This is a genomic window from Roseibium sediminicola, assembly GCF_023156505.1.
Classification (GTDB): Bacteria; Pseudomonadota; Alphaproteobacteria; order Rhizobiales; family Stappiaceae; genus Roseibium; species Roseibium sediminicola.
The window spans coordinates 87,704-99,657 of the sequence record NZ_JALNMJ010000015.1 but is presented as its reverse complement, the minus strand read 5'-3'; the positions used below and the strand labels follow the sequence as shown (position 1 = coordinate 99,657).

The 11,954-nt window shown below is 63.4% G+C and carries 9 protein-coding genes; 5 read left to right on the top strand and 4 right to left on the bottom strand.

Going from position 1 to position 11,954, the window contains the following annotated elements; genetic code table 11:
* Positions 1-53: 53 nt before the first annotated feature.
* Positions 54-2,798, bottom strand: coding sequence for a DNA translocase FtsK (locus M0H32_RS19745; RefSeq protein WP_248156956.1), 2,745 nt, complete (start codon positions 2,796-2,798; stop codon positions 54-56).
* The gene (locus M0H32_RS19740; protein WP_248156955.1) at positions 2,795-4,018 is read right to left on the bottom strand and encodes an aminotransferase class I/II-fold pyridoxal phosphate-dependent enzyme; all 1,224 of its coding nucleotides are present in this window, start codon (positions 4,016-4,018) and stop codon (positions 2,795-2,797) included. Before M0H32_RS19740 ends, M0H32_RS19745 begins: the two co-directional genes overlap by 4 nt.
* A gap of 225 nt (positions 4,019-4,243) precedes the next feature.
* Here M0H32_RS19740 and M0H32_RS19735 point away from each other — a divergent pair, with 225 nt between their 5' ends.
* Positions 4,244-4,897 carry an SGNH/GDSL hydrolase family protein gene (locus M0H32_RS19735; RefSeq protein ID WP_248156954.1) on the top strand — a complete coding sequence of 218 codons (654 nt, stop codon included), beginning with the start codon at positions 4,244-4,246 and terminating at the stop codon, positions 4,895-4,897.
* Positions 4,898-4,899: 2 nt separating this feature from the next.
* Here the strand turns inward: M0H32_RS19735 and M0H32_RS19730 are convergent, their stop codons facing one another.
* Together M0H32_RS19730 and M0H32_RS19725 are read right to left on the bottom strand one after the other, a co-directional pair.
* The gene (locus M0H32_RS19730; protein WP_248156953.1) at positions 4,900-5,418 is read right to left on the bottom strand and encodes a hypothetical protein; all 519 of its coding nucleotides are present in this window, start codon (positions 5,416-5,418) and stop codon (positions 4,900-4,902) included.
* 10 nt (positions 5,419-5,428) lie between these two features.
* Positions 5,429-5,692, bottom strand: a complete 264-nt coding sequence (locus M0H32_RS19725; protein ID WP_248156952.1) for a DUF1674 domain-containing protein — start codon at positions 5,690-5,692, stop codon at positions 5,429-5,431.
* A 144-nt stretch (positions 5,693-5,836) separates the two neighbouring features.
* Between M0H32_RS19725 and htpX the strand changes: the two genes are divergently transcribed.
* From htpX to purH, 4 genes are all read left to right on the top strand, one after another.
* The gene (htpX, locus tag M0H32_RS19720; RefSeq protein WP_248156950.1) at positions 5,837-6,805 is read left to right on the top strand and encodes a zinc metalloprotease HtpX; all 969 of its coding nucleotides are present in this window, start codon (positions 5,837-5,839) and stop codon (positions 6,803-6,805) included.
* A gap of 149 nt (positions 6,806-6,954) precedes the next feature.
* A complete protein-coding gene (locus M0H32_RS19715) occupies positions 6,955-8,331 on the top strand; it encodes an RsmB/NOP family class I SAM-dependent RNA methyltransferase (RefSeq protein ID WP_248156948.1) in 1,377 nt (458 codons plus the stop codon).
* A gap of 129 nt (positions 8,332-8,460) precedes the next feature.
* On the top strand, positions 8,461-10,227 hold the full coding sequence (locus M0H32_RS19710) for a heparinase II/III family protein (protein WP_345779350.1): 1,767 nt from the start codon (positions 8,461-8,463) through the stop codon (positions 10,225-10,227).
* 95 nt (positions 10,228-10,322) lie between these two features.
* A complete protein-coding gene (gene purH, locus M0H32_RS19705; RefSeq protein ID WP_248156946.1) occupies positions 10,323-11,939 on the top strand; it encodes a bifunctional phosphoribosylaminoimidazolecarboxamide formyltransferase/IMP cyclohydrolase in 1,617 nt (538 codons plus the stop codon).
* The last annotated feature ends 15 nt before the right edge of the window (positions 11,940-11,954 follow it).

Here is an 11,954-nt window from a genome sequence, read left to right as displayed (position 1 = left end):
CAAAGCTTTGGCATCCTTGTTCATAATTCCACAAAATCGTGGGAAATGGCGTATCAAAATTCTTCTTCTACGCCATTCTGAACCAGAATTTCCCGCTTGCCGGCATGGTTGGCGGCACTGATCAGGCCTTCCTGCTCCATGCGCTCGATCAAGGAGGCCGCCCGGTTGTAGCCGATGGAGAGGCGCCGCTGGACATAGGAGGTCGAGGCCTTCTTGTCGCGCAGGACGATGGCGACCGCCTTGTCGTAGAGGTCGTTGCCTTCGTCGCCGCCGGCCAGTCCGCCGCCGCCGTCATAGGGGCTGTCGCTCTCATCCTCTTCCTCGGTGACCGCTTCCAGATATTGCGGTGTGCCCTGGACCTTCAGATGCTTGACGATTTCCTCGACCTCGTCGTCGGAGACGAAAGGTCCGTGGACGCGCTGGATGCGGCCGCCACCGGCCATGTAGAGCATGTCGCCCATGCCGAGCAACTGTTCGGCGCCCATTTCGCCGAGGATCGTGCGGCTGTCGATCTTCGAGGTCACCTGGAAGGAGATCCGGGTCGGGAAGTTCGCCTTGATCGTACCGGTGATGACGTCCACGGACGGGCGCTGGGTGGCCATGATCAGGTGGATGCCGGCGGCACGGGCCATCTGGGCCAGGCGCTGGATCGCGCCCTCGATGTCCTTGCCGGCCACCATCATCAGGTCGGCCATTTCGTCGACGATGACGACGATATAGGGCATCGCCTCCAGTGGCAGGCTTTCTTCCTCGTAGATCGGCTGGCCGGTGTCGCGGTCGAAACCGGTCTGGACGGTGCGCGTGAAGTTCTCGCCCTTTTCCAGCGCCTGTTTGATGCGGGTGTTATAGCCGTCGATGTTGCGGACGCCCATCTTGGACATCTTCTTGTAGCGGTCCTCCATCTCCCGGACGGCCCACTTCAGCGCAACAACGGCTTTTTTCGGATCGGTCACCACCGGTGTCAAAAGATGCGGAATGCCGTCATAGATCGACAGTTCCAGCATCTTCGGGTCGATCATGATCATCTTGCACTGATCCGGGTTCAGCCGGTAGAGCAGCGACAGGATCATGGTGTTGATCGCAACAGACTTGCCGGAGCCGGTCGTTCCTGCGACGAGCAGGTGCGGCATGCGCGCCAGATCCTCGACGACACTTTCGCCGTTGATGGTCTTTCCAAGCCCCAGCGCCAGCTTGCACTTGGATTTTTCAAAATCCTGGGCGGCCAGCAGTTCACGCAGGTAAACGGTCTCGCGCCGTGCGTTCGGCAATTCGATGCCGATGGCGTTCTTGCCCGGGACCACGGCGACACGAGCGGAAATCGCGCTCATGGAGCGGGCGATGTCGTCGGCAAGGCCGATGACTCGGGAAGACTTGATGCCCGGCGCCGGCTCCAGCTCGTAAAGGGTGACGACCGGACCCGGGCGGACCTCGATGATCTCGCCGCGCACGCCGAAATCCTCCAGCACCCCTTCCAGAATGCGGGCATTCTGCTCCAGGGCATCCGCGGAAAGGCCCGGCACCTTGCCGGTGGCCTTAGGCTCGGCCAACAGCCGGAGTGGCGGCAGTTCGTATTCCTCCGGCGCGCCCAGGAAGGACGGCTGGGCCTCCTCGATGGCGCGTTTGCTCTGTTTCGGCCGCGGTGCCTGCGGCATCACGCGGCCGGCCTGCGGCGTGGGTGCGGCTTGAGGCGCGGGTTCCGGTGCCGCGATGCCGACGGGCACGGTGGGCCGGCCAGCCACGGGACCCTTGTCGATCAGAAGATCGTCCGGCGCGAAGCTTTCGCCGTCCTCGTCGAAGGGCGGCTCGGCATAGGGGTCTTCCTCGTCATCGTCGCCGTGACGGCCGCGCTCGTAGAATTCCTCAAGGCCGTCGTCGTCTTCCGGCATCAACCGGCCGGTCAGGGCCCTGCGGAAGGCCTTCAGGCGGCTGCCCTGATGGCTGTCTTCCGGCTCGTAATCCGTATCGTGCTCTTCCTCGTCCCAGTCCACGTCGTCCTGGTGATGGCTGCGGCGCAGGCCGGTGACGCGGCGCAGCTGGGCCGCGGCAAGCAGGCCCCAATGTTCCATCTGGCCGACAAAGGCACTTGCCACCAGGGACAGGCGGGACTCGCCCTCGTCGTCATCGAGACCAAGGTCGTCCTCGATCGATTTGCCATGGCCTTTCGGCGTTGCTGCCGGTTCGACGTGCGGAGCAGGCGCGCCGACCGAGCCCAGCCAGCCGGCGGCGGCGAGCAGACAGAGGACTGCGGGCACGCCGAGGCCGAGGCCGCCGACGATGGTTGCCGCGCCGCTGGTCATGTTGTCGGTGATCAGGGCAGGAATGCGGTGGACCGTGTCGCCGAAGAACCCTCCAAGACCTGTCGGCAGTGGCCAGCTTTCCGGCACGGGCAGCGAAGCCAGGGCACCCGCCGCCAGGCTGGAGCCGATCAGCCAATAGATCAGTCGGCGGCGGCCGATACCAAGCGCGTGGCCGGTCAAAAGGCGCCAGCCCCACAGAACCAGCGGAACCAGAAAGACGGCGGTTGCCAGACCGATGGTCTGCATCAGGATATCGGCAAGCACGGCGCCGGGCGTTCCGAGCGCATTGCGCACCTGGCCGCCGGTGGCATGATTGAGGCTCGGATCGCTGACCGACCAGGTCGCGAGGGCGGCCGCCAGCATCGCGGCGATTGCGATGATGCCGAGTCCGGCTGCGCCGACGAGATTGCGGCGGAGAAACCGTTTGAACGGGCTTTCGGTGTCCAGAAGATCGACCGAGGCCCTGCGGCCATTGCCGCGAACTGTGCTAGCCCGCCTCATTTCGTCTCTCCCATCCAGTTGGCCAATCGGGTCAGGGCGACCACAGCCTGGTCCAGCGGTGCCGCCAGACTGATGCGGATGTAGTTCCGCCCCGGATTGCTGCCGTCCGACTGATCGGAGGCGAGGAAACTGCCCGGCAGGACCTTCAGCCCGGTGTCGCGCCACAGGGATTTCGTGACCGAGACCCCGTCACCCCAGCGGCTGACATCGAGCCAGAGGAAAAAACCGGCTTCCGGCGTTACCGGGCCGAGGATCGGGCTCAGTATCCGTTCGGCGGCGGCGAATTTCTCGTTGTAGAGGCGCCGGTTCTCGATGACATGGGCCTCGTCCTGATAGGCGCGCACGGCGACGGCCTGGGCCGGCAGGGGCACTTGCGGTGCGGCGAGGCCGCGGAACTTGGCCCACTTTTTCAGGAAGTCCGGATCGCCGGCGGCAAAACCGCATCGGAGCCCCGCCAGGTTCGAGCGTTTGGACAGTGAATTCAGCACGACGATATTGGCGAAGCCGCCGCCGAGCGGCAGCGCGGCTTCCAGAATGCCCGGGGGCGGTGTGTCCCGGTAGATTTCCGAATAACACTCGTCGGCGAAGATCATGAACCGGTGCTTGCGGGCCATTCCGATCAGGCGTTGCCAATAGGCGATGTCGGCGACATACCCTTCCGGATTGGTCGGAGAGGCCACATAGAAGGCAACGGTGCGCTCGAGCAGGTCCTCGTCGAGACTGTCGAGATCCGGCAGAAAGTTGTTGCCGGCGACCGCGTCGAGCAGCACCGCTTCGCCGTCGGCCACATGTGCGGCGGCGGCGTAGGTCTGGTAAAACGGGTTGGGCAGGACCACGGCCGGATGATCAAGGCCCTTGTCCAGCTGGTCACGTGCGGCGATGGCACCGAAGGACAGGCCCTCGCGGGAGCCGTTCAGCGGCAAGACGCCATGCTCTTCATCGATGGCTCCACCAAGCGAATAGCGTCTGTCGAGCCAGGCCGCGATCGCCTGCCGGAATTCCGGCGATCCGTTGATCGGCGGATAGCGGCGGAAGCCGGCCATGTTCTCCATCAGAACTTCCGCCGTGAAGGGCGGGATCGCGTGCTGCGGCTCGCCGATCGTCATGATGATCGGATCCTGTCCGGCGGCCTCCCCTTCCAGGAGTTCGGCAAGGCGCTGAAACGGATTGGAGCTCGGCAGGGAGACACCGCGTTGATAGGGCTTTGGGCTGGCAATCATTTATGATCCGGCAGTCGTGACGCATAACTTTGCGTTCACCCTATCGTCTCCTTGGTAAATCTCTTATTAACCAAGGGGGCAGGGGGCCGACTTTCCCGGTTGGATTATTGACCGGGCCGCGGACAGGGTCCGTGAATCCCCTCCGGCCTCAGACGATTAGACAAATGCTTCGGTTCGATTAGATTTCAACACGCGCGGAAGACGCCCAGCAAGGAGACAGTCCCATTGACACCGCAGCCTTTGACCGTCGTCTGTTTCGGCGATTCCCTCACCTGGGGCTTCAACCCGGCCGACAAGTCGCGTTACGGCCATGACATCCGCTGGACCCGGTGTCTGCAAAAGGAGCTGGGTGAGGCGTATTATGTGGTTGAGGAAGGCATCAATGGCCGCACCACCGTGTTCGAGGATCCGGTCCGCGGCGACAAGAACGGGCTCCAGCATCTGGCCGGTGTGCGCAAGACCCATATGCCCATCGATGTCCTGATCATCATGCTCGGATCGAACGATCTGCAGGACCGGTTTTCCATGAGCGCCGACGCGATTGGCCTGGCCATGGGCCGCATCCTTTATGCTGCCCTGCAAGCCACGGACGACGTCGAGGGCCGGGCACCGAAGGTCCTTTTGATGGCGCCGCCGCCCCTGGGCGATTTCACGGGCAAGGAATATGCGGGCGTTTATTCCAACGCGCATGGCGGAGTACAGTCCCGCCGGCTGGCCGGTGTTTATCGGAATCTGGCGGAAGACTATGGCGTGGCATTTTTCGACACCGGCACAGTGATTTCGGCCAGCCCGATCGATGCGATCCACTTCGAGGCCGAACCGCAGGCGGACTTGGCCAGAGCGGTTGCGGATGAAGTGCGCAAGCTGGCTGAGGCCTGAGGTCAGGTCGGCAGCAAGTCCAAGGCCTTGCGAATGCGGACCTTGACGGATGCAGCCGTTTCCCGGGTCTGTGCTTCTGCCAACAATTGCCCGGTCTTTCTTGTGCGATCCGGAAACCGATGAGCCAGAACGGCGAGTCCCCAATAGCTCCACGCGCGGACGAATTTCTGATCCGACTGAAGGGTCTCGTTCAGAAAGTCAGATAACGGTGCTTCGGCGTCGTCGGCCAGGTCTAGATGTTCCAGATATTGCAGAACGTGCAGTTTCGCCTGCCAGTCCTCGATCCCGGCGAATTGCCCGATATGCGCCCGGGACAAATCCGCCGGCAAGGGTGTGCCCCTCTGATCGAAATACTGTTTAAGCAACCAGGTGGCACCACGCTGCAGCCTTTGAGTGTTGCAGGCGATGATCAGGCTTTCCAGAAAATCGCTGTTGTCATGATTTTTCCGGAAGAGCGCTTCGAGAAACGCGGTGTCCTTGCCGTCCCAGACAGCAAGTTCGGCATCCAGCGGACAGGGCAAGGCGGGCTCCTCAGAAGTCGACGGTCAGGCCCTTGATTTCCCAGTCATCATAACGGGTCGGTTCCAGCCCGCCGCGGCCGTTGACCTCTTCCGGCATGGCTTTCTGGCGTTCGTCGATTTGCCTGCGGCGCTCCTCGGCTTCCATGAGCGCGCGCTGGGCGGCCGGCGGCAGGTCCTCGAACCGCTTTTTCGGGGCTTCCGCCACATCGGTCTTGAGCGAGGGCGCATCGCTCTGGCTGTAGTTGGCGGTGTTTTTGTCTTGCTGTTCCGTCATGGCTTCCGGTTGCTTCGGGTTACGTTCCTGTCAGTCTATATAGGCTAATCTTGCCAAGATTGGCAGCACTCCCCATCTTTTGGACGAGCATGGGCCGGATCGGCCCGACCCACCGTCAAGGACAAGGACCGGATAGACGCGGCGATGAACTATATTCGCACAGCAATGCTTCTGGCGGCGATGACCGCTCTTTTCATGGGGATCGGATTCATGATTGGCGGGCAGTCGGGCATGATGATTGCCCTTGCCATTGCCGCGGCCATGAACCTGTTCAGCTACTGGAACGCTGACAAGATGGTGCTGCGCATGCACCATGCGCGCGAGATCGACGAGCGCAGCGCGCCGGATTTCTACCGCATGATCCGGCAGCTTGCGCAAAACGCCGATCTGCCGATGCCCAAGGTCTATATCATCGACAATCCGCAGCCGAACGCCTTTGCCACCGGCCGCAATCCGGAAAACGCCGCCGTGGCGGCGACCACGGGCCTTTTGGACATGCTGAGCCCGGAAGAGGTCGCCGGTGTCATGGCCCATGAGCTTGCCCATGTGAAAAACCATGACACCTTGATCATGACGATCACGGCGACGATTGCCGGTGCGATTTCCATGCTGGCCAATTTCGCGTTTTTCTTCGGCGGCAACCGCAACAACCCGCTCGGATTTGTCGGCGTGCTCTTGATGATGATCGTCGCGCCGATGGCGGCCATGGTGGTGCAGATGGCGATTTCGCGGACCCGCGAATATGCCGCCGACCGCATGGGCGCTGAGATCTGCGGCGAACCGATGTGGCTGGCCTCCGCGCTCGCCAAGATCGCCGGCGGCGTGGAACGCATTCACAACCCGGATGCGGAAGCCAACCCGGCGACGGCGCACATGTTCATCATGAACCCGCTGTCGGGCGAGCGCATGGACAATCTGTTCTCCACCCACCCGAACACCCAGAACCGGATCGACGAATTGCGCAAGCTCGCCGCTGCCGGCCTGGGAAATGGCGGTGGGCCGAGCTCGGGAGGCCGGGCCTCCTTCGCTCAGCGCGACTCCCGGGCCGCGGGCCCCTGGAGCGGTGCTGGGCCCTCCAGCCGGCCAAGCCGCCCGAAGGGTCCGTGGGGCTGACGGCTCAGGGCAAGACAAAAACCGCTTTGTTCAAAGCGTCGTGCGCCTTAGAATACTGAAATTGCGCCGCAGCCGGAGGACCGGACTGCGGCGCTTGGTTTTAGGACCGGCCGGAGCGAACCGGCCGATGATGGGATTGGAATGGCTCCGTGACCAGACGGCCGAACAGCAAGCAGAAACCCGCCACCGCACCGGCACCGGAACAGTCAGAAAAACCGGGCTTTGCCGCGCGCAAGGTGGCCGCGGACATTCTCGGCAACGTGGTTTACAAGAAACGGCCGCTCGACGGGGAGCTGGAGGCCGGCTCCGGTCATTCCGGGTTCCGGGCACTTGCCGGGAACGATCGAGCGCTTGTGCGGGCTATCGTCGGCGCCGCCCTGCGCCATCGCGGCGAAATCGCCGAAATTCTCGAGCGGTTGCTCGATCGGCCGATCCCGGAAAAGACCGGCCGCGTGCTTGATATCCTGCATGTCGCCATCGCCCAGATGCTGTATCTCGACATTCCCGACCGCGCCGCCGTGTCGTTGGCCGTCGATCATGCCGGTCTCGACCGGCGGGCAAGGCCGTACAAGGGACTGGTCAACGGGGTGCTGCGCCGGCTCGGGCGGGAGCGCGACGAGCTCATCGGAGATCTCGACCCGATCCTCCTGAACACGCCGGACTGGATGCTGGAGAGCTGGCGCGAAGCCTATGGCGAGGACACCGCCAGGCGGATCGCCGAGGCCCACCGCTCCGAGGCAGCGCTCGATCTCACGGTAAAAGAGGATCCGGAAGCTTGGGCCCGCAAGCTTGAGGGTGTCGTCGTCGGCGGCGGCAGTGTCCGGCTCCTGAAAAAAGGCGCGGTCGACGCGCTCGAAGGCTATGGCGATGGCAGCTGGTGGGTCCAGGACGCCGCCGCAGCCCTGCCCGCGCGGCTGCTCGGCGATATTGCCGGCCAGAGCGTCGCGGATCTTTGCGCCGCGCCCGGCGGCAAAACGGCTCAGCTGGCCGCGGCCGGTGCCAATGTGACCGCCGTCGACATCTCCAAGAGCCGGTTAAAACGGCTTGAGGAAAACATGACCCGGCTCGGCTTCAGTGTGGCCACCATTGTCTCGGATCTTCGAAAGTTCGAACCTGAGGCGCCGTTCGATGCGGTGCTGCTCGACGCGCCCTGCAGCGCCACCGGTACGATCCGCCGGCATCCGGACGTGCCCTGGATCAAGAAGCCCTATGACATAGAAAAGCTGACTGAAATCCAGCTGGAACTGCTCGACCGGGTAATCGACTGGGTCAAGCCGGGCGGTCTGATCGTCTATTGCACCTGTTCGCTTGAAGTGGCGGAGGGAGAGGCCCAGGCAACGGCTTTTCTGGACCGCCAGGCCGGCCGTGTCGAGCTGGTGCCGGTTGTGGCTGGTGAGGTGGGCGGACTCGATCACCTTGTCACAAATACGGGGTATTTGCGCTGCCTGCCCTGTCACGATGCGGCAAGCACCGGCGATTTCAAGGGGATGGACGGCTTTTTCGCTGCCAGATTCCGGCGTCTTTAACGCTGCATAAACCCTTCACTTGCAATGATTCTTTAAATGAAATGCTAACCTTAATGGTTCGTTTCCGTATTTTTGAAGCCGGAGAGTTCCCATAGACGCGCATGAACCATCGGTATTGGGGATGGTTTGGTGAATATCGCAAGCCTGAGTGAAAGAAGCCGGATCTGGCGTCTTGTGGCCCTGCATGTTTGGCAACGCTCCCTGAAATGGATGCATGGCGGTCCGCTGTTCCGCATGCAGCCGTTTTCGGCCGTGCCGGCGCGTCTTCTGATCGCGCCGCAGGACCTGCGCACGGCCGATGCCACCAACGCGGCCGATATCTATGGCGGACGGTTCCTGTTCTCTGGGCATCTGGTGGAAACGCAGGGCCGGTCGCCGTTTGAACTGAAGGCGGTGCATGAGGACTGGCAGCGGGAACTGCACAGTTTCGGCTGGCTGCGAGACCTGAGGGCCTCGGACAGCCAGATCTCGCGCCAGAACGCCCGCGCGCTTGTGGAGGACTGGATCCGGTTTTCCGGCCGCTGGCACGAGATCGGCTGGGAAGCCGAGGTGGTCACCCGCCGGATCCTGTCCTGGCTGGCCCACTCGCCCTTCATCCTGCAGGACGGCGATCACGAATTCTACCGGAGTTTCGTCAAGTCGCTGGCACGGCAGGTGCGCTTTCTGCGCCAGACGATCAACGAGACCGAAGACGGGGTCGAGCGGCTGCACGGAGCGCTTGCGATTGCCTCGGCCTGTATCTCGATGGCTGGCCAGGGCCGGTTTGCCCGTCAGAGCATCCGCCGGCTCGATCAGGAGCTGACCCGCCAGATCCTGCCCGATGGCGGCCATATCTCGCGCAATCCAAGAGCGTTGATCGATATCCTTGCCGACCTTCTACCGATCCGCCAGGCCTTCGTCTCGCAAGGCCTGGAAGTACCGCCCGCCATGGTTCAGTCGGTGGACCGGATGATGCCGCTCTTGAGGTTCTTCCGGCATGGCGATGGCACGCTGGCGCATTTCAACGGCATGGGCTCGACCCCGAGCGACCTGGTCGCGACGATCCTGGCCTATGACGACGCCCGGGGCGCGCCACCAAGCAATGCGCCCCATTCCGGCTATCAGCGCCTGACCGGCGGCGCTTCCGTGGTGCTGATCGACACGGGCCCTGCCCCGGCCTTGAATGTCTCCGGCAATGCCCATGCCGGCTGCCTGGCCCTGGAATTTTCGTCCGGAGCACACCGGCTCATCGTCAATTGCGGCGTTTCGCCGAAATCGAACCCGTTGTGGCGCCGGGTCAGCCGGTCGACGGCGGCACATTCCACGGCCGTCATAGAGGACACCTCGTCCTGCCGGTTTCTGTCGGACCGGCCCTTCGGTCACATTCTCGGTGCGCCGATCCTCTCCGGTCCCTCCAAGGTCCCGGTCGAACGCGAGGACGATGCCGCCGGTAGCCGGGTGATTGCGTCTCATGACGGGTATGTCGCCGAATTCCGGGTGGTGCATGAGCGCGATCTGCGGCTTGCCGCCGACGGTACGGTGCTGGACGGCGTCGACACGTTCAGGGCGGTCGGGCCGATCGATCCGGAGCACCAATACGCACTCCGGTTTCACTTGCATCCGAGCCTGCGCAGTTCGCTCATTCGCGGCGGCTCGGCCGTGCTTCTCGTCTGCCGGGACGGTGAGGCCTGGGAGTTCGAGGCGCCGGGCAACGAGGTCATGCTGGAAGAAAGCATCTACCTGTCGGATGTCTATGGCCACCGAAAGACGGATCAGATCGTGGTCAATGGCCTGCTCAACGAAGCCCCGTCCGTCAGCTGGCAGCTTCGCAAGACGGCCACGGCCAAGCTCAGCCGGCGCGGCACCAGCGATTTCGACGAGATCGAAGAGCTGGAAGAGCTTCCGTTGGAGGAATAACACCGCCTGCCCCCGACGTGAGCTTCCGATTTGCCTGAAAGCGTGCTAGGGCGACGCCAACTCTCCCAAGGCGTCCCCAATCGCGAGGCAAATTCATGGCCATTGTGTCCAAAGCCGTACCCGTTCCCGAACTCGTTCCCGTCAAGCGCGCGCTTCTTTCGGTCTTCGACAAGACCGGTCTGGTCGACTTTGCCAGGGCACTCGCCGACCGGGGCGTCGAGCTGGTGTCGACCGGCGGCTCCTACAAGGCACTGAAGGACGCGGGGCTTCAGGTTCTGGACATTTCCGAGGTCACCGGCTTTCCGGAAATCATGGACGGCCGGGTGAAGACCTTGCATCCGAATGTGCATGGCGGTCTGCTCGCAATCCGCGATGACGCCGATCACCAGAGCGCCATGGCCGAGCACGGCATCACCGGCATCGATCTCTTCTGCGGCAATCTCTATCCGTTCGAGGACGTGGTCGCCTCCGGCGCCGACTACGCGACCGGGATTGAAAACATCGACATCGGCGGGCCGGCCATGACCCGCGCTGCCGCCAAGAACCATGCCTATGTCACCGTGGTCACCGATCCGGCCGATTATGACGCCGTGATCGCCGAACTTGACGCCAATGGCGGCCAGGCCCCGGTCGCCCTGCGCAAGAAGCTGGCGCTGAAGGCCTTTGCCCGCACGGCGGCCTATGACGCGGCCGTTTCAAACTGGATGGCGGATCAGCTGGAAGAAGCAACGCCGGCGCACCGGGCCGTTGGCGGCGCGCTTGCCGAAGTCATGCGTTATGGCGAAAACCCGCATCAGACGGCAGGCTTCTACAAGACCGGGGAAAACCGTCCCGGCGTTGCCACCGCGACCCAGCTCCAGGGCAAGACGCTCTCCTACAACAACATCAACGACACGGACGCGGCCTTCGAACTTGTCAGCGAGTTCGATCCGGCGCGCACCAGCGCCGTCGCCATCATCAAACACGCCAATCCCTGCGGTGTTGCGGAAGGCGCCAGCCTGAAAGAGGCATATGAACTGGCGCTGCGCTGTGACCCGGTGTCGGCCTTTGGCGGCATTGTCGCGCTCAACAAGACGCTGGACGCGGCCGCGGCCGAGGAAATCGTCAAGATCTTCACCGAGGTGATCATCGCCCCGGACGCGGACGATGCCGCCCGCGAGATCATCGCAGCCAAGAAGAACCTGCGCCTGCTGGTCACCGGCGGTCTCGCCGATGCCCGGGCCAAGGGCCTGTTCGTCAAGTCCGTGGCCGGCGGCCTGCTGGTGCAGTCGCGTGACAATGGTGTTGTCGACGATCTGGATCTCAAGGTTGTTACCAAACGCGCGCCGAGCGAGCAGGAACTGGCCGATCTGAAATTCGCCTTCCGCGTTGCCAAGCACGTCAAGTCGAATGCGATCGTCTATGCCAGGAACGGTGCCACGGTGGGTGTCGGCGCCGGCCAGATGAGCCGGGTGGATTCAGCCCGCATCGCCGCGCGCAAGGCGCTGGACGCGACCGAAGCCGCCGGTCTCTCCGAACCGCTCACCAAGGGCTGCGTGGTGGCGTCCGATGCCTTCTTCCCGTTCGCGGACGGTCTGCTGTCGGCGGCCGAGGCTGGCGCCACCGCGGTCATCCAGCCGGGCGGTTCCATGCGCGACGACGACGTGATTGCCGCCGCTGACGAGGCCGGCCTTGCGATGGTCCTGACCGGCATGCGTCACTTCCGGCACTAACTTTGGACCTTCGCA

Excerpts from the sequence above, each read along its gene's own strand:
- M0H32_RS19745 (WP_248156956.1), bottom strand. The coding sequence starts at position 2,798 with ATGAGGCGGGCTAGCACAGTTCGCGGCAATGGCCGCAGGGCCTCGGTC.
- M0H32_RS19740 (WP_248156955.1), bottom strand. The coding sequence starts at position 4,018 with ATGATTGCCAGCCCAAAGCCCTATCAACGCGGTGTCTCCCTGCCGAGC.
- M0H32_RS19725 (WP_248156952.1), bottom strand. The coding sequence starts at position 5,692 with ATGACGGAACAGCAAGACAAAAACACCGCCAACTACAGCCAGAGCGAT.
- htpX (WP_248156950.1), top strand. The coding sequence starts at position 5,837 with ATGAACTATATTCGCACAGCAATGCTTCTGGCGGCGATGACCGCTCTT.
- purH (WP_248156946.1), top strand. The coding sequence starts at position 10,323 with ATGGCCATTGTGTCCAAAGCCGTACCCGTTCCCGAACTCGTTCCCGTC.